Source organism: Micromonospora sp. NPDC048986 (assembly GCF_040649335.1).
GTDB lineage: Bacteria > Actinomycetota > Actinomycetes > Mycobacteriales > Micromonosporaceae > Micromonospora > Micromonospora alfalfae.
Genome location: NZ_JBEZFJ010000013.1, coordinates 225,124 through 251,906, shown reverse-complemented (window position 1 = coordinate 251,906; position 26,783 = coordinate 225,124). Strand labels below are relative to the sequence as shown.

Genomic DNA, 26,783 nt, shown 5'->3' with positions numbered 1-26,783 from the left:
GTACTGCACTCGTGAGGGTGTGGGAGAGTAGGACGCCGCCGGACAATCTTTCAGAAAGGGCCACCCCCAACACGGGGGTGGCCCTTTCTGCGTTCAAGGTTCCCGTGGATGATCGCCCCCGTTCCCCTGACCTCCCGGCAGGACGGCCGGCGAGGTCGGGAACAGGGGGCCCGACGGCAAGGTCACGCTCGATCCTGGTTGTAGTGGCGTCCGCGCCTCGTGAGGCCACTAGAACCAGGATGTTGCGCGATCTTGCGGCCGGCCGGCCGCCATGGCGGCAGTCAGCGCCACTCGCGGTCAGCAGGTGAGCAGTCCGGGCCGGTGCTGCCCCCACCCCGAACCCGCGCTCCCCCTCATCCCGCGATCTTGCAGTTTCTGCGGCGATAAACCGGCTCATAGTTCGTGGTTCGACGACCAAAAGTGCAAGATCGCGGCGGTTCAGGGCGGCTTGGCGCCCAGGGCCGGGCCGGCGCCCAGGGTTAGGCTCGGCCTGTGGATGAGGTCCTGATAACTGCGGTGTTCGTGGGCTGCGTTGCGGCGGTCCTGGGCATCCTCTGGTGGCTCGCGTCCCGGGTCCGTCGTCGTGGCATCGGTGGTGAGGTCATGGGTCCGTTCGAGGAGATGTGGCACCCCGCGGTGCACCGCTTCCGGGCCGAGATCCGGGTGCAGGAGACTCGCACGGTGCCAATGCCGCCGCAGGGCGGCAAGCGCAATGGGAGCGCAACGGGCACGACGGCAACACCGCCGAACTGACCCCAGACCTGGGCCGACGCAGACCTGGGCTGACCCAGACCTGGGCCGATCCCAGACCTGGGCCGATCCCAGACCTGGGCCGATCCCAGACCTGGGCTGACCCAGACCTGAGCCGATCCCAGAGCAGCGCCGACCCCAGATCTGGGTTGACCCAGAGAGTGTTGACCCAGAGCACTGCCGACCCAGAGCAGGGCTGACCTTAGAGTCGGGCTGATCTCAGAGCAGGGCGAACCGGTTCGGGTGGGACCTCAGGACGTCTTCGGCGCGCAGACGTAGCGGGGCTCAGCGTCGTAGCGCCAGGTGAACTTCTCCCGCTTGACCACCACGCCGCCCTTCTTGATGACCCGGAAGGCGTCCTGGGTGAAGCCGTTGATGCCGTTGGTCTCGATGCACGAGGGGCCGGGAGCCAGATGGATCTGCTTCGGTGTCGTGATGTTGCGGCGCGGTCCGTACTCGGTCTTCACGCTGTCGTAGATCTTCGTGCTCCAGATCGACACGGTGATCGTGCTGGACGTGTACGAGGTGTCGATGAGTACGCCGTACTCGGTGTTGTTGCGGAACTTGAAGTCCAGGTTCGGCCAGAAGATTGTCGACTCGATCACCGCCGGGTACCTGTCGAACCAGTACGAGTTCGGCTTGTGCTCGACGTCCTCCAGGCCGGCGTAGTAGGTAGCGTTGAACAGCGTGGTGGTGAACTGCGAGGTGCCGCCTCCGACGCCCGGCACAAGCTTGCCGTCGAGAATGACAGGTGCGTCCCGGTAGCCCTGGGCGTAGCTGCGCTCGCCGGTGTGCCCGTTGAGCGAGAACGTCTTCCCAGGTAGTACGACGGTGCCGTCCACCTTCTTCGCGATGGTCGCGATGTTCTGGCTGCGCGACGAGGCCATGCCGCCGGTGAACCGGGTGGTGAATGTGGACACCCGTTCCTTGATGCCCAGGCCTGCGAGCTTCTCCCCGGTCAGCTGCGGCGGCGTCGGCTTCAACTCGCCGGTCACCTCGCGGCCGTCCGCCTTCGGTAGTACTGCCAGCAGGTCTCGGCTGAGGGCTGCCGTGTCCAGTTGCTGCCCGGATTGCCCCTCCTTGGCGGTGGGCCGGCCGCCGGAAATCGTCATCGTCGCGTCCTTCGGTGGCACCTCGATGGCGGCCAGTTTGTCGCCGAGCGCCGCCCGCAGCCGTTTGACGTCCACCGAGGGGGTGAGCTTGCCGGTCTTGTCGGCAGCGAACCGGAGGCTCTTCGCGATGGCGGTGGGCGGGATCGTCACCTGGCCTTTGTTGGTGCGCAGGGTGACCGGTGCGGCGACCGCCGGCTTCGCCAGCTCGGTGACCATCCGGTCCAACTCGTCCGGCGTGGTCGCCGGGTGAGTCTCGACCAGGGGCACTGTGACCGGGGTGCCGGCCAACCAGCCGGTGCGGACCACCTCGGCGGAGCGCTCCGGGTTCAGAGCCAGCCCGGGTTTGGGCTGTACGACCTTCGGCGTGGTGCCCTGATAGGTGATCGCCGGCATGGTCATGCCCTGGGCCTGGTCGCCGAGCACCTTACGGAGCGCGTCGTCCAACCGGCCCACGTCGACGGTCACCACCGGCTCGACGGTGCGGGAGCCGACCAACCGGCTGACCGGGTGCGCGTCGGCCTCGGCGGCTGCCGCGACGGTCGCCGGCACGTCGACGGTCAGCCCCACGTCGGCGGGGTTGATCTCGGCGGTGCGCCCGTCGACGGTGACCTTCAGTGGCGTGGCCAGCTCGGCCGCCCGCCGGTCCAGCTCGGCCCGCAACTCCCGGTCGGCGTCCGCGCGGCTCCGGCCGCCCAGTTCGGTGCCGAGCACGCTGGTGCCACGGGGAACATCACCGGCGTACGCCCAGGCGCCGGCACCCGCCACCGCGGCGAGGACGCCACCGGTGATGCCGGCGGCGAGCAGCATGCGCACCCGACGCGGCCGGCGCGGGCCACCGTCCGGCTCGCCGGGGGCGGCTGTGGTGACCGGCTCAGCCCCGTCGTCCGGCCAGGTGACAGCGGTGACCTGCACGGTGGGCCGGTCGTCGGCGGGTGGACTGTTTTCGCCGTACAGCGTCACTGCAACCTCGATCGCCAGGGTGCCGCGGGAGGTCCTCCCTCCCGGAGGCACCTACGGTAACGAATGCCCGGCCGTCCTCGTCGGCTGCGCCCGTCAGGCGCTGCTACCGCGTGTCGTTCGGCGTGTCGCAGTGGTCCGGGGGCGGTGCCGACGGCCGACCACCGACGTGGCACGGTGACCGGGTGGGCACTGCGGAGCGGGTGTTGGCGTACGGGGGCGGATCGCTGGACCGGGCGGGACCATTGCGCACCGATCCGACAAGGTTGGGCGCGCTGCTCACCGACGCGACCAGCGTGCTGCTGCCGATGTGGCGGGACCGTTGTCTCGTGGACGGGCACGGGCCGGTTCGGCTCAGCGCGGAGCGCGCGGCGCTGGTGCGGTCCGCCGCCGGCGAGACCGTCTTCCTGGGGCTCGATGGGGAGGCCGCCGTGTTCGCCGCGGACCTCTCCGCGCTCCCCGAGCGGTCCGCCGTCGAGATGACCGGTGCGGTGCGGTCCGTGGACGTGCGGGCCCTGGTCGGGCGGCTCGAACCCGGCGACGCGGCCGTCCTGGCGTACGCCAGGGGTTTGTTGCACTGGCACCGGCAGCAGCGATTCTGCGGGACGTGCGGCGCGCCGGCCGTTGTCGGCGGCGGCGGGCACCTGCGGACCTGCACCGGCACGGAGTGCGGACGTCTGCTGTTCCCCCGGATCGAACCGGCCATCATCGTGTTGGTCGAGGCACCCGGGCGGTCGGGGCGCTGTCTGCTGGCCCGGCACGCGGGCGCGGCAGAGGACGCGTACTCGACGCTGGCCGGCTTCGTCGAGATCGGCGAGAGCCTGGAGGACGCGGTCCGTCGGGAGATGGGCGAGGAGGCTGGCGTGACCGTCACCGACGTGACCTACCAGGGGTCACAGGCGTGGCCGTTCCCCGCCGGCCTGATGGTGGGCTTCCGGGCCACCGCCACCTCCGACGAGGTACGCGTTGACGGCGAGGAGTTGCTGGAGGCGCGCTGGTTCACCCGGGCGGAGTTGCGGGACCGGGCAGCCTCGGGTCGTCCGCTCGGTCGGGTGGACTCGATCGACCACCGGCTGCTGACGGACTGGCTCGCGGAGGGCTAGTCGGCTCGGCTGCCGCAACCGGCGCGGGCCGACGGGCCGTGACCGCCATCAGCGCGGTGGTGACGATGGCCGTGCCCACTGCCGCGACGAGTAGACCGGGGACGGTGTGGGGCCGGAGGGTCGCGGCGACGACCACCAGGCCGGCCACGCCCACCCACAGCGGTGCCGACGCCCAGCGCGCGCCGGCCGCGAGGCGGTCGTTGAGCAGCACGAACGTCACCGCGTAGAGCGCACCGACCGCCGCGAAGAGGGGAGCGTACCGGCCGAGGTGGTCGTAGTCGGGCCCACCGGCGAGGCGGAAGGCGAGCCCTCCGGCGAGCGTCGAGGCGAGGACCAGCACCGCTCCACATCCGCCTGTCACCGCCAGCGCAACCGTTCGGCTGCGCCGGTCACCGCGGGCCAGCCGCGGTAGGGCGAGGACGGCGGCGACCTGCGGTGCCCAGAGCGCGCCCTTGCTCAGCACGGTGCCGACCGAGTACGCCCCGGAATCCGACGGGGACAGCAGCTGCCGGGACAGCAGCAGGTCGGCGTAGGAGACGACGAGCATCGCCACTGTCGCACCGCAGCCGGCGACGACCTGAGCGACGGTCAGCCGTGGGGCGGTGGACGCCAGGTGGGGCTCGCGGGCGAGCCGGGCCAGCACCGCAGGGGTGAGGGCGGCGGTCAACGCGCTGACCGCAAGCGCGCCGGTCGGTCCCGCGCCGAGCAGCAACCCGGCGATCACGCCGCCGTAGCGGCCGGCGGCGAGCACTGCCATCCCGATGGCGAGTGGTACGAAGCGTTGGCCACCCTGCAACTCTCCGAGGGACCGGGAGGAGAGCACTATCGCCGCGGTGGTGACCGCCAGCAGCGCGGGCATCTCGACCGGGAGATCCAGGGCGGTGACCAGCAGTGGTGTCGCCGCGACGAGCACTCCCGCACACACTGCGGCGGTGACGGCGGTGAGCCGCCGAGTGTCTGACGCGCCGTGCCGGGCGCGGTGCACGGCGACGGCCAGTTGCAGGCCGAGCCCGGGCACACCGACGATGGCCACCAGACCGAGGGCGGTGGCGAGCGTGCTGAGGTCGGCCGGGTCGAGCCGCCGGGCGGCCAGGACCGGCACCAGGTAGGCCAGGCCGTTGACCAGGATCCCGGCCATTGTGACGCTGACCCCAGCAGCGCCGAGGCCCGTACTCCATCCGCGTGTCAGCTCCGTCTGGGCCGTCGTCTCCCGACGGACGGGTCGTCGAGGGCTCATGTGATCTCGGAGAAGGTCGGGAGCGGCCCGTCGGCCGGGCCGGACCTCGCCGGTTCGGCCACGTCGTGCTCGGTCGGGCCCGGCTCGCTCGCGTCCGGTTCAGCCGCAACCGGCCCGGTCCCGTCCGGCTCGGCCGGGTACGGATTCGGTCCCTCCGCGACCAGCGCCGCCGCCGCAGCGGCTGAGGTCCGGGCGGTTGGCGTGGGCCGGCGTACCGGGCGTCGTCGGGCGGCGGTGGAGAGCCAGAGGGCACCCAGGGCGGCGACGACAGTGAGTTGCACGAACGCGTCGGTGTTCCGCCGCGTCGAGTCGAGGTAGAGCAACCCGGCGAGCAGGACGAGCGCGCCGGGAAGCCAGGTCTCGACGGCCCGGCTGAGCGTCCTGGCCCGACGTGGGTCGGCCGGCCACTGCAGGCGGCGTGGGCCGGGTACCGCCAGCATGAATCCCGCCGCGACCAGCAGGCCGCCGATGAGGCCGCTCCACAGCACCAGCGCGGCGGCCCCGACTGCCAGCAGCGGCAGCGAGCGGGTGACTCGACGTCGGCCGCGTGGTCTGACGGTCGTCGAGGTTCGCCCGGTGGGCTGTCCGGCGGGCAGCACAGCGAGCAGGACCACCACCGCGAGCAGGATGCCGCCGAGGAAAAGCCCGAGGCGGTACGGCGTGTCCGGGGCGAAACGCAGCAGCACCTCTCCGGAGGCGCCGGCGGGAAGGATCCAGCCCTGCTGCCACCCGTCCACCACCAGTGGCTTCAACGTCCGCCCGCCAAGGGTGGCCTGCCAGCCGGTGTTGGTGTTCTCCCGTACGGCGAGGACCCGTTCGACGGGGTGACTGGCCACCCGTACCCGTCGTTCGGTGGCCGCCCAGGATTCGATCTCGGCGGCGCTGGCAGTGGCGGTCGCCGAGGTCGGCGTGGTCGTCTTCGGTACCAGGGCGACCCTGGTGGGCGAGGCCAGCTGGCTCGCGGTGGCGACGACACGGTGCTCCCCGCGGCCCAGGTCTAGCTGCCGGGGCGTGTTCCGACCGCACGGCGTCACCGGCATCTCGCGCATTTCCAGCAGGTCGCGGAGCGTGCCGCGCAACGTGGTGGTCACCCGCGCCGCGCCGACCTGGAGCGTCGGCCCCGATCCGCAGGCCAGCGACACCGGTGTGTCGAGGCGCGGTCCGACTGTGGGTGCTCCGGGTAGCACCGTCACCTCGCCGACCGCGACCGGCAACCGCTCGGGTAACCGCAGTTTGTACGGGTCGGTGCTGGTGGCGGACGGCTTGTCGAGGAACTGGATGGTGATCTCGTCGGTCCGCATCGGCGGGTCCAGGCGGAGCAGCCCGTCGTCGCCGAGCAGGCTGCTGCGGAAGCCGTCGTCGCCGACCACGCGCACACTGCCGAGACGGGTGGCGGCTGTCTTGTCGTCGGCCGAGAAGCGGAGCCCGGTGATGGTCTGCGGCTTGAGCCACTTGAGTCGCAGGATCGGCGCCTCGTCGTCGATCGCCGGTGACCAACTGGTGGCCGGGTTCCCGTCGAGCGCCGCCCCGGCCCGGCCGGTCGGGTCGGGCACGGCGGTGGAGGAGGCGCTGATCTGCGCCGTGAGGCGCAGCGGCTGCGCGTCGGTCACCAGTTTGTCGAGGGCGTTGTCCAGGTCGGGGCCGGCCGTCGGCCGGGCCCACAGCTTGGCGTCGTACGCGCCGCCGGCCGGCAGGCTCAGGGTCCGGTCGATGGTGGACCCGTCCTCGGAACCACGGATGGCGTCGCTGGAGCAGCGCGGGTGCCCGTCGACGGAGAAGCAGGCCGGCGTGGTGGGTGCCGCGGACACGACGACGGTCGCCGGCCGGTCGGTGACCGGTGCGGTGGGCAGGACCAGGGTGCGGCTGGTCTGGATGCCCGGAATCTTGATCTCTGCGACACCTACCGAGCCGTTTCCGAACGGGCGCAGGTCGTACGCGCTGTCGACCGAGACCCGGACCTCGCGGGTGGCGTGGACGCCGGGCAGTTCGAACACCATGTGGTCGCTGAACTGTTCGACGGTGCTGCTCTCGTACCCGGCGCTGACTGTCACCGTCGTGGGCAGGGCATCGGCCTTCAGGTCGAACCACACCTCGACCCGGGTGACAGTCGTCGGGTTGGCGAGGCCCACCTCGATCCACTGTTGGTCGCTGGGCGAGTACGGCGCGGACTGCCAGGAGGTCGCCGGGTTGCCGTCCATCGCCGCGTACGGCTGGTGCTCGGGGCGGGCGCCGCCGGGGGAGTCGACCTGCGAACGGGCGGTGGAGGTGCGGATCGTGTCGATGCCCTCGAAACGGGCGACTGTGGAGTGTTCCGCACCCCACTCGGGCAGGTAGTCGTGGGCGGGCGCGGTGACGTCGAAGGTGTCGTCGGCGGTCATCGTCTGTGAGGTGTTGTCGCGCAGCCCGCCGAACGACACGTCCCGCCTGCGCAGGCCGTCGGTCATCGCCACCGGTCCGGCAACGTCGGCGGTCGACGCGTCGCCGGCCAGGACGGTGGGCGCCGAGCCGAGCTGCCCGGCCGCAGCGAGGTCGAGCAGTGATTCGGGGCCACCGACCACTGTCGCCACGTCGGCTCTGTCGTAGGCGACCACCGGCTCGACGGGCCTGTCGACCCGGTAGACCTCCAGCGCCCGGACGGGCACGTCGAGCCCGTGGTCGCGGAACTCGTCGGGGGACGAGGGCCCGCCGCGCAGGGGGCCGAAGGACGTGACGCGGGTCAACCCGGGTGAGCGCTCCAGCGCCTGCCGGACCACCGCTGGGCGGGCCGTGTCGGAGCGGCCGTGGTCGAGGTCGGCGCGGAACAGGACGTGACTGATTCCGGATCGGGCCAGCAGGTCCGCCAGGCCGGTCGACCCGGCGCCGGTGGCGAGCGTCGACTCGATCACGTCCAGCAGTCGGATCGTGGTCGGTGGGGTGAAGGGGATGGCGTTGCGTACTGCCCACCGGCTGTTGAGCAGCGGCTGGGTGATCTCGTCGGTGGTGTTGCCCCAGTCGTACGACGGGAAACGCGCCCCGGGTACGACGAGCACCCGCCCGCGTCCCGTGTTCGCGTCGAGCCAGTCGGTGGCGTCGTGCCAGTAGCCGGGCACCTCCTTGACGCTGCCCGGGGTGGCGAGACCTCCCGCGAGGGCGGGCGTGGCGACCGCCGTGACGGCGATGATCGCGGCACCTGCGGTCAGCCAGGCGCGTGCGACGGTTTGCTGACGGTGCCGCGCGGGCGCGATGCGCGCCGCCCGGACGGCCAGCCCGATCAGGTGCGCCATGCCCAGGCACACTGGTAGGCGGAGCAGGACGTCGAACTTGTGCACGTTGCGCAGGGGTGCGCCGACGCCGTCGAGGAACTCCTGCTGCGGCCCGGTGAGGATGTTCGGCAGGTCGCCGACGTGCCCGAGACCGACGAGCGCGACGCCGAGCACCAGACCGGTGATGAGGAACCGGCGGTGCGGCATCCCCCGTCGGGACAGCCCGAGCACACCGAGGGCGGCGACCGCCAGGGTGGCGGCGACCAGCACCGCCTCGTTGGCGAGTCGCGCGCCGGAGGGGATGGTCGGTCCGAACGGAGAGGCAAGGTAGGCGACCCAGTAGGAGGCACCGCGCAGGGTGGTCACCCCGTCGGTGACGCTCGTGGTGTTTCGGGCGGTCTCGATGTAGTCCAGGAAGGGTGGGCTGTACCGGCCGAGGACCAGCAGCGGGACCAACCACCACGCGGTGGCCAGGGCCACCGCGCCGCACCAGGCGGCGATGGCGGTGATCCGGCGGCGTACGGGCTGAACGGTGGCGAGCCAGAGCAGGGCCAGTGGCACCACCGCGAACACGGCGGTGGCGTTGACCCCACCGGCGCAGGCGACGGCGAGGGCTGAGGCGGCGACGGCGCGTCGCAGTCGCGTGCCGGCGGTGAGACCGACAAGTGGAATGAGCACCCAGGGGGCGACGGCGCTGGGCCAGGCTTCCACCGAGGACCAGCCGAGCTGGGTGAGGATGCGCGGTGACAGCGCGAAGGCGACGCCGGCGATCATGCGCCCGGCGGGGGTTCCGATGGTGAGCCGGCCCGCCAGGCGCACCGCCCCCAGGTAGGCGACACAGAAGAGCAGTGCCCACCACAGCCGCTGCACCACCCACGGCGCGAGGCCGGACTCCGACCCGAGCAGGAAGAACGGGCCCATCGGCCAGAGATAGCCGTACGCCTGGTTCTGTAGTTGGCCGAACGTGCCGGTGGGATCCCACAGGTGCAGCGAGCGGAGCAGCCACCCGGCCGGGTTGACGTTGAGGTCGACCTTGGTGTCCGGGACGACCTGGCCCGGGGCCTGCTGGAAGGCGAGGGCGGTGAGAGCGATGCAGATGACCAGGTGCCGGAACCGTCGGGCCGTGTGCCGGCTCCGGCTGGACCCCGGAGCGGCGTCACTGGCCACCTCTGCACGCATTTCGGCTCCTGTCTTCACCGGCCGGACGCGCACCTGCAGCCGACGACTGTCGCGCGACGTTATCCGGACCGGGCACGGACGGGCGACCAGGGGCGCTGCGGCGGCGTTATCGGGAGAACGGCCGTCCCCACGGCGTGTAAGCGTGTGGCAGGCTGCCGACCATGTCAATGCCAGAAGCTGAGGCCGAGACGCATCCGGAACGCGTCGCGTCCGACGGCGACGGGCCCGGGCCGATCGGCCGATGGCTCCGCGCCGACCCCGTCCGCGCCGTGGCGATCGCCCTCATCGCGGTGTCCGTCGCCTGGCGCGCCGGCCTCGCCGCCCGTGGCTGGTTCTCGCAGGACGAGTTCGTCATCGCCGCCCAGGTCCTCGACACCGGGCTGGACGCCGACTACCTCCTGCGTACGTTCAACAACCACCTCATGCCGGGTGGCCTGTTGGTGGCGTGGGCGATGGTGCGGGCGGCGGGCTTCGCCACCTGGCCGTGGGTGTTGCTGCTGGCTGTTGGCCAGGCGGCGACCGGGATCGCCGTGTACCGGTTGTTGCGCGATCTGCTCCGGCCCGGCTGGGGTCTGCTCATTCCGTTGTGCCTGTTCGTGTTCAGCCCGCTGACGCTTGAGGTCTCCTCGCTGTGGTTGGTCGGGCTGCTCGTGCTGCCGATGCAGTTGGCACTGGTCATGGCGGTGACAGCCCAGGTCCGGTACGTGCGGACCGGTCGCCTGCGGCATCTCGTGGCGGTCGCGCTGTGGCTGGTGTTCGGCCTGCTCTTCGACACCAAGTCCCTGCTGATCGTGCCGCTGCTGTTCCTGCTGACCGTCTTCCTCTTCACCTCCGGTGGCGTGTGGCGCAGTCTCGCGGCGGCGATCCGCCGGCACTGGCCAGCCTGGCTGGTGCTCAGCGCGCTGTCGGGGGGATACCTGGCGTTCTACCTGACCCGCCCCTCTGGTGAACTGCGGGACCCGACCTCGGTCGGTCCGGTCCTCAACTTCCTCGGTGACCTGGTCGGCGAGACAGTGGTGCCGGGTCTGCTCGGAGGTCCCTGGCGCTGGACCTACGCCGGTGACGGTCCCCCGCTCGTCGATCCGTACGACATCGCCAAGTGGTTGTCCTGGGCGGTGTTGGCGACGCTCGTCGTGGTCACCGTCCGGCGGCGTCCGTCGGCCGGCCGGGCCTGGCTGTTGCTGACCTCCTACCTCGGCCTGGTCGCCGCGCTCTTCGCCATCACCCGGCTGGGTGGGCCGCTCGGCCCACTGATCGGCGTCGTCCCCCGGTACGTCGCCGACGTGGTGCTGGTCGCCGCGATCTGTGTGGGTGCGGCCCTGCTGGGGATCAAGGACACCGACGAGGACGAGGTGTCGGCGTGGCCGGTGCCGACGGTCCTGCGGGAGCCGGGCGCGTTCGCTGTCGGCCTGGTCTCGATGATCGTCGTCCTGGTGACCATTGGCGTGGGCACCCTGTGGAGCACTGCGCGTTTCGGCGACAACTGGAGTACCAAGTACGGGCGGGACTATCTCGCGACGACGCAGGCCGAGTTGGCCGCAGCGCCGCCGGGCACCGTCTTCTTCGACACCGCGGTCCCGGACCGGGTGATCGCCGGTTACTTCTGGCCGGACAATCTCCAGTCGCACTTCTTCCGCCCGGCCGAGCGTCGACCCACCTTCGTGACGGAGGCCGCGCGTCCGTCGACGTTCGATGATCTCGGCCGGATCCGTCCGGTGGTGGTCCAGGGACGCAAGATCGTGCCCGGCCCGGTGGACGGTTGCGGACACCTGGCCCAGGGCGGCCGACCCACGCGGATCCCGTTGGACGGCTACCTGGTGGAGTGGCCGTACGTGGTGCACTTCGGCTATCTCAGTTCGGGTGACTCGACAGCGCTGTTCCGGCTCGGGGACGCCACCCGCGAGATCACTCTGCGGCGTGGGCTGAACGACCTGTTCTTCCTGTTGGAGGGCGCGGGGGACGCCGTCGAGGTCACCGTCCAAACGCCAGGGGTCGGGGTGTGCACCGAGCTGATCACCGTCGGCCGGGCGGTGCCGGCATCGTGAATGGTTGAGCCGACCGGCGGCGTCGAGGCCGCACCGGCTCGGCGGAGGCCCGACACGCTGTCGCTGTACGCGGTCGCGGCGGCGGTCACCGTGGTGGTGCTGGCCCCGCTGGCGGCACCCGGCCACGCGTTGCTGTACGACATGGTGTTCGTACCCCGGCAGCCGTTGACCTGGGATCTCGTCGCCCCGGCGCAGAGCCTGCCCCGGGCGGTGCCGATGGACGCGCTGGTCTCGCTGGTCACCCAGCTCATGCCGGGCTGGGTGGTGCAGCGGTTGGCGCTCGCCGGGGCGGTCTTCCTCGCGGCGGTCGGCGCCGGCCGGCTGGTGCCGACCGAACGGCGTGCGGTCCGGCTTTTCGCCGCGTTGGCGTACGCGTGGTCGCCGTACCTCGCCGAACGGTTGCTGATCGGGCAGTGGGGGCTGCTGCTCGCGTACGCCGCGCTGCCCTGGCTGGTGCGGGCGGCGCTGGGCCTGCGGGCCGGGCGCGACGGCGCGCTCGCCCGGGTGGTGCTCGCCGCCGCTCCCGCCGCCATCACGCCGACCGGTGGTCTGATCGCGCTGGGCACGGTGCTGGTGCTGACGTCGGACCGGATGCGCGCGCCCCGGTCGCTGCTGGTGTCGCAGCGGATGCATCCGCACCGGTCCCGGCAGGCGTTGGCCGCGGTCGGCGTGCTCAACGCCCCCTGGGTGGTGGCGGCAGTGGTCACCGGCGCCGCGGGTTCCTCGGACCCGGCGGGGGTGGCGGCGTTCGCGGCGCGTGCGGAGAACTGGGCCGGCCCGCTGGTGGCGTTGGCCGGCACCGGCGGTATCTGGAGCGCGCAGGCCACCCCCGCCAGTCGCGCGACGCCACTGGTGCCGGTGGCGACTCTTGTGCTGCTGATCCTGGCCGGTGTCGGTGCGGGCCTGCTGCGGCGTCGGCTATCCCCGGGTGGGGCGGCGCGGCTGGCGGTGCTCGCCGCGACCGGTTGTCTGCTCGCCGCCTTCGGGTTGCTCCCCGGCGGGGATGCCGCGCTGCGCTGGGCGGTGGTGCACCTGCCCGGCGCGGGGCTGCTGCGGGACGGGCAGAAGTTCCTGGCGCCGTACGCCCTGCTGCTGGTGGTGTGCGCGGCGTTGGGGGCCGAGCGGCTGGTGGCCCGGATCGACCGGGAGGTGGCCGGGGTGGTCCTGGTCGGGCTGCTGTTCCTGCCGGTGGCGGTCCTGCCGGACCTGGCGTTCGGCGGTGCCGGTCGGCTTCGTCCGGTGAGCTATCCGGCGGAGTGGCAGCGGGTGGCCGAGCACATCGAGGAGGAGCCGGGGGAGATCCTCTCGTTGCCGCTGAGCGCCTACCGGGCGTACCCGTGGAATCCTGGTCGGGTCGTCCTGGACCCGGCGCCGCGCTACCTGCCGGGGACGGTGCTGACCGACGACACGCTCCGGGTCGGCGACGTCGCGGTGGCCGGCGAGAACCCGCGCGTCCGCGAGATACGCCGGGCGCTGGCCGAGGGGCGGCCGGTCTGGACCACCGGGGTGCGCTGGGTCCTGGTGCAGCACGAGGTCTCCGGCGAGGTGGATCCTCAGGTGCTCGGCGGCCTTGAACGCGTCCACGACGGACCGTTCCTGACGCTGTACCGCAACCCGGAGACCGTGCTGCAACCGGGCGGGTCCGGACCGGCCCGACTGGCGGTGGTGGCGGCCCTCAGCGCTGCCCTTCTGGTGGTCATCGCTGCCGCCGTTTCGGCACTACACCGGCGAGCTACCGCGTGGTAACGTCCGCTCGCACGTCTCGCCATTGGAGGATTGGCATGCGTAGAGCTCTGACCCTGGTCGTGTCTGGCCTGGTGGCGGCGTTGCTGGGGATCCTGGCTCTCGGCGGGATCTCGGCCGCCGCGACCGCCACCGACGAGGAGGCCGCAAAGGAGGCCAAGCTCGTCACGGAGGCGGCCAAGCGGGCCGGTAAGAAGGACCCGTACGCCCCGGCGGTTTACGGCGACAGGTAGGACGGCTCGCCCCGCTGCTGCACTGGGCGGGGCGACTCCACACCGGTGAGGATCGCCTCGAAGCGCCCACCCGCGGCCTGCCAGGTGAAGCTGGCGGCGTGCTCCCGGGCCTGGGCGCCCATCTCCCGCCGCAGCTCATCCCGGTGCAGAAGCGTGCGCACCTTCATCAGGTAGTCGTCGATGTCGTCGGCCAGTAGGCCGGTACGCCCGTCGACGACAGCTTCGGCGACTCCGCCCGCTCCCCGGAACGCCACGGTCGGGGTGCCCGCCGAACCAGCTTCCACGATCGTGAGGCCCCAGCCCTCCTTGAGGGACGGGGTCAGGGCCACCCAGGCCGAGGCGAGCAGGGCGGCCTTCTCCTCCTCGGTCACGAAGCCCCGGAAGTCCACCCGCTCGGTGATGTCCAGCTCCGCGGCGAGGTCACGCAGGTGCGACTCCCACCAGCCCTGGCCGGCGACGACCAGACGTAGTTGGGGCAGCTCGTCGGCGAGGGCCGCGACGGCCCGCAGCGCCACCTCCACCCGCTTGTGTGGCACCAGACGGTTCAGCGTCACGAGCAGCGGGAACGTAGCCCGTTCGGCGTCGGTGCGGGGCAGCGTCGGGGTGCCGTTGTGCACCACGGAGACCTGCTCCGGCGGCACGCCGAGCTCTGCCAACTCCCGGCGGGTCGCCTCGGAGACGGTGACGTACCGGCACCGCTGGTAGACGCGTACGGCGAGCGACGATTCGATCCACCAGCCGAACCGGGCGGCCCACTGTGGAAGCACAACGGGCCACTGCTCGCGGTGCACGTGGTGGATCAGCTTGACCACCGGGCGTCGTGCCCACAGCGGGGAGAGGAAGGGCAACCCGTTGCAGACGTCGACCAGGACGTCGGGCCGGCCGCCGCGGCGGGCCGCCAGCGGGCCGATGCCCAGCGCGCCCGCGATGTAACAGAGCGCCGCCCAGAGGTAGACGCTGTGTCGGCCGCCGCGCCGTACCAGCCGTACGCCCGTCTCGTTGACCTCGTCGGCGGGAGCCTGGCTGTGGGCGGCGCAGAAGAGAGTGGCACGGAATCCGCGCGTGACCAGCTCGGCGGCGATCCGTTCGACGTACACCTCGGAACCGCCGCCCTCGGGGTTGCGGGTGTCTCGCCAGTTGAGGAACAACACGTGTCCGGGCATGCCGAAGCGACGCTCCACGCGAACCCTACTCTCAAGTAATTTAGCGACCCGCGTCACATTAGGGGCTGGTGTGCCGGCCGGCAATGCCCCGATGGGCCAGCGCTGTGCGCTAGCCGCCGACGGTGGGCGCCGGAGTGCCAGCCGCGACGGTCGGCGGCGTGGTGGCCGGTGCGGCCACGTCGGCGACGGGGGTCCCGGGCGTCTGCCCACGCAATGCGGATCGGCGTCGGCCCTGCGACCCGAGCAGTTGCAGGGGTCGCTCGACGCCGTAGTAGCTGACCGCTGCGTACACCAGGCCGAAGGCCATGGTGAGGGCGAAGGTGTTGAGCAGCCCGCCGGTGAACAACTGTCGGTCGCCGACAAGGTAGATGAGTTCGATGACCATGGGGTGCCACAGGAACAGCCCGTACGAGACCGCGCCGAGCCACCGGGCGGACGAGCTGCCGAAGATCTCCTTGGCCCGGCTCGGCCCGCCGAAGGCCACCGGGATCAGGATCAGCGCCGCGATCACGAGGTAGAGGGCCAGCTTGACGCCGAACTCGGCGGCCGTCGGCTTGCTGAGGTCGCGGGGGCCGGCGACGGGCGTCGTCGCGATCGCCATCAGGCCGACGGCGGCAGCCCAGCAGGTGACCGGCGCCGAGGCCAGGTCGTCAAGGACCCGGAGAGCCGCGGGCGCGGTCCCGGTGCGCAGGGCGACGTGCGCCGCCGCCAGTGCCATGCCGGTGCCGAACCATGCGGCGTACGAGGGGAACCACATGGTGTGCAGGGCGGTGTCGAGCCAGCCCAGCCCCATCAGGGTGAGCCACCCGGCGGTCACCAGCACGCTTCCGCTGACGATCACGATGGTCCGGACCGGACGCCAGGACCTGCCGACGGCGAGCACGGCGACCAGCGGCAGGATCAGGTAGAACACGACCTCGGTGGCGAGGCTCCAGGTCTGGCTGAGCCCGGCGCGCAACTGCCCGGCCTGGTAGATCTGGGTGAAGGTGAGGTGGCGGATCCAGTCGCCGACGGACGCCTGCCCGTTCTGCGGCAGGACGATCAGGCAGACCACTGTCGCCAACCAGTAGGCGGGCAGGATGCGCACTGCTCGCCGCCACAGGTAACGCTCGGCGCGGGGTCGCTTCCGGCCCGTCGCGGCGTTGAGCGCCCACGGCCGAAACAGCAGAAACCCGGACAGTACGAAGAAGATGGCGACGCCGACGTCCAGTCGAGCCAGCCAGCCGCCCCAGGTGGTGTTCATGGTGGCGGCGGTCTGGAACCCGACGTGGTGACCGACGACCGCCACCGCGCCGATTGCTCGCAGCGCGTCGAGGGCGGGAAGTCGGCCGGTTGCCGAAGGCTCCGAAACTGTTGGCGCGGCGGCTGTGGACATCTGGACATCCAGGGGGTCGCTTTGAAGGTGACCGGGGAGTAACCTCCCGCCATGTTAAGGATCGGGTGCCCCGGACAACAGGTCGTAGGGCGGCAGGTTACAGGAGGATGAGTGAAGCTTCGCGTGGGCGCCGCGCTCTTCGGGCTTGGCGTCTTATTGCTGGTCTTCGCGGCCGGGCTGCCGTTTTACGTGGCCCCCGCCGTGACCAAGCTCCCCTACGATCTTGAGCCGACGACGTCCGTCGCCGAGGCGAAGAACGCCAGGTTCCTGAAGATCACGGCCACCGGCAGTTCGGTGAGCATCGAGGTTCCGCAGGGCGACCTGGTGTCCAACGTGGAGGTCATCCCACAGCCCGACGACACCAAGGATCGGCTGCCCGAGGACCTCAAGGGTGACGCGGTGATCTGGGACGTCTACCAGACGGTCCGGCGCACCGACAACCAGGACGTGGTCAGCCAGTACAGCACCGAACTCGCTCTCTACCGGATCTCCGGTGCGGCCGCCTCGTGGAAGGACCAGTGGCTCAACGAGACCGGGGCGGACGGGACTCCGGTCGGCAACGTGAAGTACACCGGCCAGATCTACAAGTTCCCGTTCGGCACTGCCAAGCGCGACTACCAGGTTTTCGACCGTGACCTGAAGCGGGCCGTCCCGGCCAAGTTCGTCGGCACCGAGAAGATCAAGGGCATCGAGGCGTACCGCTTCGAGCAGCGGATCGAGAACGAGGTGCTGGCCACCCCGGAGAGCAGCATCCAGACGCTGGTCGGCAAGTTCGCCCCGGGTGCCACCAACGGCCAGATCGTCTACAGCAACATCCGTACGCTCTGGGTCGACCCGGTCACCGGCTCCTACGTGAACGTGCGGGAGCAGCAGCACAAGGAGTTGCGCCCTGACACCGGCACCCCCACCGTGCTGTTGGACGCGGACTTCAACTACACCGACGACACGGTCAGCCGCAGTGTCGAGACGGTCAAGGACAACCGCTTCAAGATCGGCCTGATCAGCTTCTGGGGCCCGATCGTCGCTGGTGTCCTCGGTCTGATCGCTGTCATCTTCGGTGTGTGGCTGGTGACCCGACCCGAGGGTGGGACGGCCCGGCACCGCGCCGAGCCGGCGGTCGCCGACCCGACGCCGACCCGGGTGGACCAGGAGCCGGTGCGCGACACGGACACCGTCGAGCAGCCCAGGCCGCAGCCGGTCGGCGGGCCACTGACCGACGAGATCCCGCCGGCTTCGACCAACTGGAAGTCGGAGGACCCGACCGTGCCGACCCAGCGTCCGGCTCCGGGCGAGGTGGAGCAGCGCTGACGCGCGTAGGACAGGACGTACGACCGAGGGGTGGACCGCTACGCGGTCCACCCCTCGACCTGTGTGACACCCCGTACGACCTGCGTGCTTTACATTTGTTATTCGATTGTAATTAGTCAATGCAGCGTCACGTTGCGCTGATCGATCTGCCGCATCGCGCCCAGCTTGTGGACATATAGGAGTGTTGCGGGGACGAATCGGCTCACCTTCCGTGATGTCCCAGCTCCGCCGCGTCGCCCGACTGTTACCGCTCGGTAATCGGGGGGTTGTGACCTGCGCCGCAACGGGTGCACCATCAAGCCCGATGGTTACCAGCCGGTAACAGAACGCGGGCTCCCAGCGCGGGCCGCCCGCTCGGGACCGGCCACTCGCGCGCATCGACCCGAGGAGGAACCCGTGCAGGATCGGATAGACAGTCAGGGTCGTACCCGATGGTGGCGTTTCGCCGCCATGATGGTGCCCGCCACGGCGGCTGCCGGCGCCATCCTCTTCGGAATGTCGACCGGCGCGATCGCGTCCGACATCACTGTCTCCGGGCAGACGTTCAAGATCGGCGCCGACCGCCTGGAGGGCGACGGCTTCAAGCAGTACGGCGGCATCGTCCGCGAGAAGGGCACCGACGGGAAGTCCGGCAAGGTCCACCCGATCGCGCTCTCCGAGATCAGCAGCGCCGAGTTGTACAGCCTCTGCCAGTCCGTCCGCGCCGACCTGCCGGGCCTGCCTGTGGTGCTCACCATCAACGCCGGCGAGGGTAAGGAACCCGCCCGCGCCAAGGACCTACTGATCGCGATGGACACGTTGAACGGCAACGCGACCTTCACCAACATCAGGATCGGTCGGGACGCCACCGACCTGAACCCGACGGCTCAGGCCGGCTCGTTCGGCCAGAACTCCGACCACGTCACCATCACCAACCTGCAACAGGTGTCCCGCTACACCACGGCGGCCACGTTCAACCTGGTCGGCCTCCGACTCAAGGTCAATGTGGGTGACGACGCCAAGGGCAAGGAGTGCTTCTGAGCTGAGCCGAGGCCCGCGGTGGTCGGCACCGCGGGCCGGGCCCATGCCCCCATCCCCGCTCGGCCAGGAGGAGTACGTGACAACCGCGAACCCGTCCCACGCCCGGCCCGGTGGTCCGGCTCAGGCGTGGCGGACCTTCCGCCGCTGGCAGCGCAGCCGGCCGTTCTGGGGCGGGTTGCTCATCGCCCTGGCCGGGCTGGAGATGTTCGCCTCCACCCGGATGACCCTCAACGGCCTCAGCTTCCACAGCGGTGCGACCGGCCTGCTCTCGCTACTGATCCCGATCATCCTGGTGACCTGTGGCCTGCTGCTCTGGTTCACCCCGGCACAGCGGCTGTTCTACTCGGTCGTCGCGGCGGTCACCGCTGTGTACTCGCTGATCGGGCTCAACCTGGGCGGCTTCTTCGTCGGCCTGCTGCTCGGCATCGTCGGCAGCGCGCTCGCCTTCGCCTGGACGCCGATCCACCCCACACCACCCACCCTGCCGCCGGCCGAGATCGAGCAGCAAGACGATGACCAGGGCAACGATGACCAGGGCGGTGCCGGCGAGGGCGCTGTCGTGCGGGTCGATCATCCGGGGGCCGGAGCCTCCGACGAGGGTGCGCCGCCCGCGTGGCCGGGGCGTTCCGCTGATCCGCGAGCCTTCGCCATCGCTCTCGTGGTCCTCGGCCTGGCCGCCGTCGGCCTGGCCGCCCAGCCCCGAGCGGTGCAGGCCGCACCGAATCGACAGGCCCCGACCGGCTGTCCCACCCCGCCCCGGGCCGTCACCCCGTCGCCCGGTCGCAGCGCCGCCACGCCGACGCCCACCCCGAGCCCGACGCGGGGCGGCAACGTGATCACCGACATCCTGGACGGGATCGGGGATCTGCTCGGCATCGGAGACCAGGCGGACCCCGCGCCCTCGGTGCGTCCCACCGCCACGCCGACAGCCCGGCCGACCAGCACGGCGACGCCCCGCCCCGGCCCCGCCGACTGTCCGTCGCAGCCCCCGGGCAAACCGGCCCCTGGCAAGCCCGGCAAACCGGCACCCGAGCGGCCGGCAACGGTGCAGCCGGGCAAACTCCTGCCGCGCATCGTCGCCGATCCGGCCCTGCCGACGGTGGCCCAGACGCCGTCGAAGCTCACCGGGTCGTCGGTGCGGATGACCGGGCTGCGGTTCGACGGGGTCACCGACCTGCACACCGTGAAGGGCGACCTCAAGGTGCTGAAGTTCAGCATGCGGGAGGCGGTGACCGCCGACTTCCTGCTGCGGGCCGACGGCCCTGCGGGCCGCAACCAGCGGTACGCGACCAACCAGCTGACCGTCCGGGGAGACGTGGCCTTCTATGCGACCCGGTTCGTCGGCCGACTGCTCGGCATCAAGATCACTCTGACCCCGGATCTGCCGCTACCGGACGGCCTTCCGATCACCTCGCCCATCCCGATCACGTTCACCGACCCCACCATCGACCTGGCGTACGTCACCAGCGACACGCTCACCGCCCGCCCGGCGCTGGCACTCACCCTCGGCTGAGCGCTCGGTCGCGCCAGCAGCCTCGGCGCGCAGGTGGCCGCGCGCGGCGACGGACTCGTCGTACCGTCGGCGCGCGCAGCCACCGCCCGGTCAGAGCCGGGCCAGCGCCCGGCGCAGCGGGTCGAGACCCAGGGCACCCAGGTCCAACGCCTGCCGGTGGAACTCCCGCAGGTCGAAGTCGGCGCCCTTGCGGGCCTTGGCGTCCTCGCGGGCCTGGAGCCAGATCCGCTCACCCACCTTGTACGAGGGCGCCTGTCCCGGCCAACCCAGGTAGCGGTTCAGCTCGAAGCGCAGGTTCTCGTCCGGAACCCGGCAGTGTGCCCGCATGAACTCCCAGCCCAGCTCGGGCGTCCACCGCTCGCCCGGGTGGAAACCGAACGGGTTGTCCTTCGGGATCTCCAGCTCCAGGTGCATGCCGATGTCCACGATCACTCGTGCCGCACGCATCGCCTGGCCGTCGAGCATGCCCAGCTTGTCGCCCGGATCATCCAGGTAGCCCAGCTCGTCCATCAGCCGCTCCGAGTAGAGCGCCCAGCCCTCGCCGTGCCCGGAGACCCAGCAGAGCAGCCGCTGCCAACGGTTGAGCAGATCGGCCCGGACGGCGGTCTGCGCCACCTGGAGATGGTGACCCGGCACGCCCTCGTGATAGACCGTTGTCACCTCGCGCCAGGTGGAGAAGTCGCTGATGCCCTGCGGCACCGCCCACCACATCCGACCCGGGCGGGAGAAGTCCTCACTGGGGCCGGTGTAGTAGATGGCGCCGTCGCTGGTCGGGGCGAGGCAGCACTCGATGCGGCGGACCTGCTCCGGGATGTCGAAGTGGGTGCCGTGCAGCTCGGTGATCGCCTTGTCGGCCAACGCCTGCATCCAGTCCCGGAACGCCTCCTTGCCCTGGATGGTCCGGGCGGGGTCGGCGTCCAGGGTGGCCACTGCCTCGTCGACTGTGGCACCGGAGCCGGCGATGCGCCCCGCCACGACCCGCATCTCCGCCTCCAGGCGGGCCAGCTCCGCGAAGCCCCAGGCGTACGTCTCGTCCAGGTCGACCTTGGCGCCGAGGAAGTACTGCGAGGCGAGCTCGTAGCGCTCCCGGCCGGCGGCCTGCTTGTCCCGCCCGTGCGGGGCCAGCTCACTACGCAGGAACTGGCCGAACTCGGCTGTCGCCGCTGTCGCCGCAGCAGCACCCCGACGCAGCTCCGAGCCGAGGGTGCCCTCCGCCCCGAGCCGCTCGACCAGCCCGTGGAAGAAGTTGTCACCGGTCGGGTCGACCCAGATGTCGCACTGCTTGGCCACCTCGACCAGCTGCACCTTCGAGCTGACCTCACCGGCGGCGAGCGCCGCACGCAGTGTGGTCTTGTAGCCCTCCAGCGCGGCGCCGAAGCCGTTGAGCCGGGCCGCGATGTTGGCCTGATCGTCGCTGGTCGCGGTGGGCATCAGGTCGAACACCATGCGGATCTCGTGCAGCCCGCTGGTGATCACGCTGACCTCGCTGGTCACCTCACCGGCGTCGTACCGGGCGAGGTCCAGGCCGAGTCGTTCCTGCATGGCCTCCTTGGCGGTCCGTTCCGATTCGGTCTCCGGCTCGGTCACCTCCAGCTCGGCGAGGGTCCGGCGGGTGAGGTCCGCGCGTGCCCCGTAGCCGTCGGGCGAGAGGTCGTCGAGCTGGTCGTCATGGCCGGCGATGCCGACGAAGGTGGCGCCGGTGGGGCTCAACGGCGCCCACTCGGCCACGTAGCGGTTGGCGAGTTCATCAATTCGTCCCACGCTGCGACCCTACGTGACCACGCCGCCCCCATGTCGCCGACGTTTGCCGTGTTGGAGCTGCGGGTTGAGGCACGGCGTGACGGCCGAAAGGCGCGCGACTTTGTCGCACGGTTGCGGCAGAGTGTCAGGGGTGAACACCGATACCACTCCTGACAAAGCGCCGGTCCGTGCCTGGCTGCCCGGCTTTGTCGCCCTCGCCGCGATCTGGGGTTCCAGTTTTCTCTTCATCAAGGTCGGGGTGGCCGAGCTGCACCCGGTGCAACTCACCCTCTACCGGGTCGTCGCCGGCGCGCTGACCCTGCTGGTGGTCCTCGCCGCGCTGCGCGACCGGCTGCCCCGCGAGCCCCGGGTCTGGGCCCACCTGACCGTCGTCGCCGCCTTCGGCGTGGCAGTGCCGTTCACCCTCTTCGGCTACGGCGAGCAGCGCGTCGAGTCGATGCTGGCCGGCATCTGGAACGCCACCACGCCGTTGATCGTGCTGCCGCTGGCGGTGCTGGTCTTCCGCACCGAGCGGCTCACAGTGCGCCGTGCGGTCGGGCTCGGGCTGGGCTTCGTCGGGGTGCTGGTGGTGCTCGGGGTCTGGGAGGGCATCGGCGGGGCGCACTTCACCGGGCAGCTCATGTGCTTCGGTGCGGCGGCCTGCTACGGCGTGGCCATCCCGTACCAGAAGCGGTTCGTCGCCGGCAGCGCGTACTCCGGTCTGTCGCTCTCCACCGCGCAACTGCTGCTCGCGGCCGCGCAGTTGGCCATCGTCGCCCCCTTCGTCGCCGGCCTGCCGCCGCTGCCCACCGAGCTGTCGGCGGGGGTGGTGGCAAGTGTGCTGACCCTCGGCGCGCTCGGCACCGGGCTCGCGTTCGTGATCAACATGCGCAACATCCGGGTGGCCGGCGCGAGCACCGCGTCCACAGTCACGTACCTGATTCCGATCTTCGCGGTGCTGATCGGTGCGCTGGCGCTCGACGAACGACTCAACTGGCACCAACCGGTCGGCGCGCTGATCGTGTTGCTCGGGGTCGCGGTTTCGCAGGGGATGTTCAGCCGCCGCCGGAGCAGCCCGGTCGTCGGCGTCGGCGCTCCCGCCGCCCCCGCCGCCGAACCCGCCCACCGCTGACAGACCACCTGATCGACTCGGTTTTCCTGGGAATCGGGGTGTCCGGCGGACCGGACACCCCGATTTCATGAAACGCGAGTGGTTCAGCCCCGAAGAGCAGAGGCGGGCTGATCAGGAGCGGTCGTGCGTCCAGGCCACCAACTGCTCTGCCGACCAGGTGTTGACCACACGGTCGGCGGGGACCCCGCAAAGGGCGGCGCGTTCGCAGCCGAACCGTTGCCAGTCGAGCTGGCCGGGGGCGTGCGCATCCGTGTTGATGGCGAACCGGCAACCGGCCTCCAACGCGCGCCGGATCAGGCGTTTCGGCGGGTCCTGCCGCTCCGGACGAGAGTTGATCTCGACGGCGGTGTCGTGCTCGGCGCAGGCGGCGAAGACCGCTTCCGCGTCGAAGTCGCTCTCCGCCCGGGTCCGCGCGCGGTGCCCCCGATCGCCCGGACCGGTCACCCCGGCCGGGCGGGACGACACCATCCGGCCGGTGACGTGACCGAGGATGTCCAGGTGCGGGTTCGCGACCGCCTTCAGCATGCGCCGGGTCATCTTCGACCGCTCATCCTTCAAACCGCTGTGCACCGACCCCACCACCACGTCGAGCCGCGCCAACAGGTCGTCGTCCTGGTCCAGGGAACCGTCAGCGAGGATGTCCACCTCGATCCCGGTGAGGATCCGGAAACCCTCGGGCAGCGCCGCGTTGACCTGCGCCACGTGGTCGAGCTGCCGGCGCAGCCGCTCCGCGGTCAGCCCCCGGGCCACCGTCAGCCGGGGCGAGTGGTCGGTCAACACCAGATACTCGTGGCCCAACTCCACAGCGGCCAACGCCATCTCCTCGATGGGCGACCCGCCGTCGGACCAGTCCGAGTGGGTGTGACAGTCGCCGCGCAGGGCGGCGCGGAGCGCCGTGGCCTCGGCGTCCAGGTCGCTGCCCTCGGTCGCCACCAGGCGGCGGAGGTAGACCGGTTCCTCACCGGCGAGAGACTCCGCCACGCAGCGGGCCGTGACGTCACCGACACCGGCCAACTCGGTGAGCGTGCCGTTGCCGGCCCGTTCGGCCAGCTCGGCAGCAGGCAGACCGGCCAGCGCCTTCGCCGCCGACCGGAACGCGCGTACCCGGTAGGTGGCCTCGTTCGCCCGTTCCAACAGGAACGCGATCCGGCGCAGGTCGGCGATGGGATCCCTCGCGCGAGCCATGTCAGGGCGCCTTCGGGCAGCCGTGCCGGCGTTGCCACGCGGTGACCTCGGCGGCCGGCTCCCGGTTGCCGCCGCGCCGCCAGGAGTCCAGGTAACGCGCCGGCCAGATCACCCCGCGCCGGATCCACCAGCCGTCCTTGCCCGCGCACGACGGCGAGATGCCGAAGTGCACATGACACACGTTGTTCGCGTTGCCGGTGCGGCCCACCTTGCCGAGCTGCTGCCCGGCGCGGACCCGCGCACCGGCGTCGACTCCGCTGGTCACGACACTCAGGTGCGAGCCGTAGTAGCGCACCCCGTCGTCGCCGAGCAGGGCGACCGACAGACCGCCGTTGTCAGGGCCCTGCGGCCCACGCTTGCGGTACCGGTCGACGCGGCTCACCTCCAACACCGTCCCGTCGGTCACCGCCACGAACGGCTCGCCGCAGTCGGCGAAGAGATCCGTCGCCGGGTACGCCCCGTGCGTCGGGTGGTAGTCGACGTCGTCCGCGCGTACCGGAAAGACGTGCTTCAGCCCGGCGCGGGGTGCCGTCGCCGACGGCCTGGCCGACGGCGACGCCGGGGAACTCGACCCGGTCGCCGCCGGCGCGGGCGGCTGTGACGCCGGCTGGTCGGCGGTCGCCCAGACCGAAGGTGGCGTCGGCGCGGCGCCGTCGGGCACCCCCGGTCGGGTGGTCGCACAGCCGGCGGCCAGCACCGGGGCGAGCAGCAGCAGGATCGGGTACGCCGGACGAGCGCGGCGGCTGATCGTCGGCGAGGACATCCGGTCATCCTGGCAGAGCCGGTACCGTGGGCACGAGCGGCACGCGTGAGGGAGGGCAACGACGGTGACCATTGCCCGACCCGACAATGGCCCGGATTTCGGTGCCGTCCGCCAGGTGCCGCGTACCCCGTCAGGTCTCTTTCCGTCGGGGCCACCGACGCGGCCCACCTACCGCGAGCCGCACCCGGTCACCGGCGGTGGTGTCGCCGCCGGTGGTGGCGCGGCGGCCGGTTGGCTGCTGCTGTTCGGCCTGCTCGGCACCGACGTGGCCAGCTACGCGTGGTGGACGGTGTTCGCCGGCCTGCTGGCCTGGGTCACCGCCCTGGTGCTGGTCCGCTATGGCGACCGAGGGGTGGCCACCGGGGTCGCCATCGTCACCGCGGGTGGTTGGAGCATCGCCGCCGCCGTGGTGGCGGTCCGCTGGGCCACCAGTGGTGACTGGCCGCTGTGGTGACCGGTACGGACGGGCCCCGAAACGGCGCTCGGTGACTGCACCGTGTGCCCGGTTGGCTGCGTAGCGAACGCCGTCTTGACGTGGCCGCCGAGACTCGGCACGCTCGGGACCATGGCCTGGACCACTCCCCGGCAGGATCCCGATCGCAATCGCCGTCGACTGCAGTTGCTGGCCGAGTTGGCGGGCGCCCGGGCGGTCCGCCAGCGCAGCCGACCCCAGCGGCAGCGCACCGAGCGTCTGCGCCAGCTCATCGCCACCCGCCGTCGAGTCGTCGGCTGATCCGACTTTGTCAGGAATGACCCGCCCTTCGGGGCGTTGACGGGTCGCCTGCCGACCCGACCGGCTAACGTGCACGCGTAACGAGTCGACGCTGTGTCGAGGGCTATTGGGGGGACCGTGTCGTACTTCGCTGCGGCCGTGGTGCGCGACGACAGTGGCTGGACCGCCGCCGAGGTCAGCCTGCGTGGCGCCACCGACATCGACGAGGTCGCCGACCGGCTGCGTGACGTCGACCAGGAGGCCGACGTGTCGCTGCTCTTCGTCGAGGCCGACGACGCCTACCTGGTGATCCTGCGCCTCGACGAGGGCGAGGACCTGCGGGTGTTCGGTTCGGACTCCGCGTACGCCGAGGAGTCACAGCTCGGGGCGCTGCTGGTCGGTGACCTGAAGACCTCGGTCACCGGGCTCGACGGTGACGACGAGCCACGCCCGGTGAGCACCGGTGACGAGGAGAGCGAACAGCCCGTCGTCGACCCGGAAGCCGACCCGGTCGGCGAGGCCGACCTGCTGGCCAACCTGGGCATCTCCGCGCAGAAGCTGCTGACCCTCTGCACCCACGAGGGGATGATGCCGGCGGACGTCACCGCCGAGATCTGCCAGGTGCTCGGCTGCGCCGACGAGGTCGAGGAGCTGCGTGAGGTCTGAGCCGGCCGACGCCACCGATCCGTCGCTGGAGTCGATCCGACCGGGCCAGCCGACCCCGGGCGCGGTGAGCCGCGCCGGGCCCGGCGCCCACGAGGGCCTGGCCGACCTGGGTGAGGTCGGCCGACGGCAGCGGCACGAGCTGTGGATGCGCCGCGCCCTGGAGGTCGCCGTCGCCGGTCCACCCGTCGACGACACTGTCAGCACCGACGTCGACGACGTGCCGGTGGGGGCGGTGCTCTACGGTCCGGACGGCACCGAGTTGGCCACCGGACGCAACGAGCGCGAGCTGACCGGTGACCCGACCGCCCACGCCGAGGTGCTGGCCCTGCGCCGGGGCGCCGAGCGCACCGGCCGCTGGCGGCTGGACGGCTGCACCCTGGTGGTCACCCTCGAACCGTGCACCATGTGCGCCGGGGCGCTGGTGCTGGCCCGGGTCTCCACAGTCGTGTTCGGCGCGTGGGAGCCCAAGACCGGCGCGGCCGGTTCGCTCTGGGACGTGCTGCGGGACCGTCGGCTCAACCACCGCCCCGAGGTCTACGGCGGGGTGCTTGAGGCCGAGACCGCCACCGTCCTGCGCGCGTTCTTCCGCTAGGGCGTGTGTCAGA

21 protein-coding genes are annotated in these 26,783 nt (G+C 71.3%); 13 read left to right on the top strand and 8 right to left on the bottom strand.

Annotation, left to right across the window (positions count from 1 at the left end; genetic code table 11):
- Positions 1–492 precede the first annotated feature (492 nt).
- A complete protein-coding gene (locus AB0B94_RS25560; protein WP_357285238.1) occupies positions 493–753 on the top strand; it encodes a hypothetical protein in 261 nt (86 codons plus the stop codon).
- Positions 754–1,001: 248 nt separating this feature from the next.
- Here AB0B94_RS25560 and AB0B94_RS25555 read toward each other — a convergent pair whose 3' ends face one another.
- A complete protein-coding gene (locus AB0B94_RS25555; RefSeq protein ID WP_357285235.1) occupies positions 1,002–2,822 on the bottom strand; it encodes a VanW family protein in 1,821 nt (606 codons plus the stop codon).
- Positions 2,823–3,004: 182 nt separating this feature from the next.
- Between AB0B94_RS25555 and nudC the strand changes: the two genes are divergently transcribed.
- Positions 3,005–3,922, top strand: coding sequence for an NAD(+) diphosphatase (gene nudC, locus AB0B94_RS25550; RefSeq protein WP_357285230.1), 918 nt, complete (start codon positions 3,005–3,007; stop codon positions 3,920–3,922).
- Here the strand turns inward: nudC and AB0B94_RS25545 are convergent.
- Together AB0B94_RS25545 and AB0B94_RS25540 are read right to left on the bottom strand one after the other, a co-directional pair.
- A complete protein-coding gene (locus AB0B94_RS25545) occupies positions 3,819–5,159 on the bottom strand; it encodes a polysaccharide biosynthesis protein (protein ID WP_357285227.1) in 1,341 nt (446 codons plus the stop codon). The genes nudC and AB0B94_RS25545 overlap by 104 nt on opposite strands.
- Positions 5,156–9,580, bottom strand: a complete 4,425-nt coding sequence (locus AB0B94_RS25540; RefSeq protein ID WP_357285224.1) for an alpha-(1->3)-arabinofuranosyltransferase — start codon at positions 9,578–9,580, stop codon at positions 5,156–5,158. The genes AB0B94_RS25545 and AB0B94_RS25540 overlap by 4 nt, the downstream gene beginning before the upstream one ends.
- A gap of 161 nt (positions 9,581–9,741) precedes the next feature.
- Here AB0B94_RS25540 and AB0B94_RS25535 point away from each other — a divergent pair, with 161 nt between their 5' ends.
- Genes AB0B94_RS25535 through AB0B94_RS25525 form a run of 3 tightly spaced genes read left to right on the top strand, consistent with a single transcriptional unit; the run spans position 9,742 to position 13,601 of the window.
- Complete coding sequence (locus AB0B94_RS25535) at positions 9,742–11,625, top strand: hypothetical protein (protein ID WP_357285221.1); 1,884 nt, start codon at positions 9,742–9,744, stop codon at positions 11,623–11,625.
- Positions 11,626–13,371, top strand: a complete 1,746-nt coding sequence (locus AB0B94_RS25530) for a hypothetical protein (protein ID WP_357285216.1) — start codon at positions 11,626–11,628, stop codon at positions 13,369–13,371.
- A gap of 35 nt (positions 13,372–13,406) precedes the next feature.
- Entirely contained in the window at positions 13,407–13,601 is a 195-nt protein-coding gene (locus AB0B94_RS25525; protein WP_238667311.1) for a hypothetical protein, read from the top strand.
- Here AB0B94_RS25525 and AB0B94_RS25520 read toward each other — a convergent pair.
- On the bottom strand, positions 13,586–14,764 hold the full coding sequence (locus tag AB0B94_RS25520; RefSeq protein WP_357285274.1) for a glycosyltransferase family 4 protein: 1,179 nt from the start codon (positions 14,762–14,764) through the stop codon (positions 13,586–13,588). The genes AB0B94_RS25525 and AB0B94_RS25520 overlap by 16 nt on opposite strands.
- A 109-nt stretch (positions 14,765–14,873) precedes the next feature.
- Positions 14,874–16,139: an acyltransferase gene (locus AB0B94_RS25515; protein WP_357285212.1), complete on the bottom strand. Its 1,266-nt coding sequence runs from the start codon at positions 16,137–16,139 to the stop codon at positions 14,874–14,876.
- Between the two features lie 111 nt (positions 16,140–16,250).
- Here AB0B94_RS25515 and AB0B94_RS25510 point away from each other — a divergent pair, with 111 nt between their 5' ends.
- The 3 genes from AB0B94_RS25510 (at position 16,251) to AB0B94_RS25500 (ending at position 19,980) form a co-directional block, all read left to right on the top strand.
- Entirely contained in the window at positions 16,251–17,447 is a 1,197-nt protein-coding gene (locus tag AB0B94_RS25510) for a DUF3068 domain-containing protein (RefSeq protein ID WP_357285209.1), read from the top strand.
- Between the two features lie 396 nt (positions 17,448–17,843).
- Complete coding sequence (locus AB0B94_RS25505) at positions 17,844–18,467, top strand: DUF6230 family protein (RefSeq protein ID WP_357285205.1); 624 nt, start codon at positions 17,844–17,846, stop codon at positions 18,465–18,467.
- 76 nt (positions 18,468–18,543) lie between these two features.
- Complete coding sequence (locus AB0B94_RS25500) at positions 18,544–19,980, top strand: DUF6114 domain-containing protein (protein WP_357285201.1); 1,437 nt, start codon at positions 18,544–18,546, stop codon at positions 19,978–19,980.
- Positions 19,981–20,070: 90 nt separating this feature from the next.
- Here the strand turns inward: AB0B94_RS25500 and AB0B94_RS25495 are convergent, their stop codons facing one another.
- Complete coding sequence (locus tag AB0B94_RS25495; RefSeq protein ID WP_357285197.1) at positions 20,071–21,741, bottom strand: DUF885 domain-containing protein; 1,671 nt, start codon at positions 21,739–21,741, stop codon at positions 20,071–20,073.
- Positions 21,742–21,871: 130 nt separating this feature from the next.
- Between AB0B94_RS25495 and AB0B94_RS25490 the strand changes: the two genes are divergently transcribed.
- Entirely contained in the window at positions 21,872–22,852 is a 981-nt protein-coding gene (locus AB0B94_RS25490) for a DMT family transporter (RefSeq protein WP_357285193.1), read from the top strand.
- A gap of 111 nt (positions 22,853–22,963) precedes the next feature.
- On the opposite strand, the gene AB0B94_RS25485 is transcribed toward AB0B94_RS25490, so the two are convergent.
- Positions 22,964–24,037 carry a PHP domain-containing protein gene (locus AB0B94_RS25485; RefSeq protein WP_357285190.1) on the bottom strand — a complete coding sequence of 358 codons (1,074 nt, stop codon included), beginning with the start codon at positions 24,035–24,037 and terminating at the stop codon, positions 22,964–22,966.
- A 1-nt stretch (position 24,038) separates the two neighbouring features.
- Entirely contained in the window at positions 24,039–24,800 is a 762-nt protein-coding gene (locus AB0B94_RS25480; protein ID WP_357285187.1) for a M23 family metallopeptidase, read from the bottom strand.
- A gap of 64 nt (positions 24,801–24,864) precedes the next feature.
- On the opposite strand from AB0B94_RS25480, the gene AB0B94_RS25475 reads away from it, so the two are divergent.
- The 4 genes from AB0B94_RS25475 to AB0B94_RS25460 all read left to right on the top strand — a co-directional run bounded on the left by AB0B94_RS25475 (position 24,865) and on the right by AB0B94_RS25460 (position 26,770).
- Positions 24,865–25,254: a hypothetical protein gene (locus AB0B94_RS25475; protein WP_357285183.1), complete on the top strand. Its 390-nt coding sequence runs from the start codon at positions 24,865–24,867 to the stop codon at positions 25,252–25,254.
- A 111-nt stretch (positions 25,255–25,365) separates the two neighbouring features.
- On the top strand, positions 25,366–25,533 hold the full coding sequence (locus AB0B94_RS25470; protein WP_167362451.1) for a hypothetical protein: 168 nt from the start codon (positions 25,366–25,368) through the stop codon (positions 25,531–25,533).
- 117 nt (positions 25,534–25,650) lie between these two features.
- Complete coding sequence (locus tag AB0B94_RS25465) at positions 25,651–26,178, top strand: tRNA adenosine deaminase-associated protein (RefSeq protein WP_112677338.1); 528 nt, start codon at positions 25,651–25,653, stop codon at positions 26,176–26,178.
- A 145-nt stretch (positions 26,179–26,323) separates the two neighbouring features.
- On the top strand, positions 26,324–26,770 hold the full coding sequence (locus AB0B94_RS25460) for a nucleoside deaminase (protein ID WP_208648837.1): 447 nt from the start codon (positions 26,324–26,326) through the stop codon (positions 26,768–26,770).
- The last annotated feature ends 13 nt before the right edge of the window (positions 26,771–26,783 follow it).

Coding starts and splice junctions, on each gene's coding strand:
- AB0B94_RS25545 (WP_357285227.1), bottom strand. CDS start 5,159: ATGAGCCCTCGACGACCCGTCCGTCGGGAGACGACGGCCCAGACGGAG.
- AB0B94_RS25460 (WP_208648837.1), top strand. CDS start 26,324: ATGCGCCGCGCCCTGGAGGTCGCCGTCGCCGGTCCACCCGTCGACGAC.
- AB0B94_RS25515 (WP_357285212.1), bottom strand. CDS start 16,139: ATGTCCACAGCCGCCGCGCCAACAGTTTCGGAGCCTTCGGCAACCGGC.
- AB0B94_RS25535 (WP_357285221.1), top strand. CDS start 9,742: ATGTCAATGCCAGAAGCTGAGGCCGAGACGCATCCGGAACGCGTCGCG.
- AB0B94_RS25480 (WP_357285187.1), bottom strand. CDS start 24,800: ATGTCCTCGCCGACGATCAGCCGCCGCGCTCGTCCGGCGTACCCGATC.
- AB0B94_RS25485 (WP_357285190.1), bottom strand. CDS start 24,037: ATGGCTCGCGCGAGGGATCCCATCGCCGACCTGCGCCGGATCGCGTTC.
- AB0B94_RS25540 (WP_357285224.1), bottom strand. CDS start 9,580: ATGCGTGCAGAGGTGGCCAGTGACGCCGCTCCGGGGTCCAGCCGGAGC.
- AB0B94_RS25530 (WP_357285216.1), top strand. CDS start 11,626: ATGGTTGAGCCGACCGGCGGCGTCGAGGCCGCACCGGCTCGGCGGAGG.
- AB0B94_RS25470 (WP_167362451.1), top strand. CDS start 25,366: ATGGCCTGGACCACTCCCCGGCAGGATCCCGATCGCAATCGCCGTCGA.
- AB0B94_RS25525 (WP_238667311.1), top strand. CDS start 13,407: ATGCGTAGAGCTCTGACCCTGGTCGTGTCTGGCCTGGTGGCGGCGTTG.
- AB0B94_RS25520 (WP_357285274.1), bottom strand. CDS start 14,764: ATGCCCGGACACGTGTTGTTCCTCAACTGGCGAGACACCCGCAACCCC.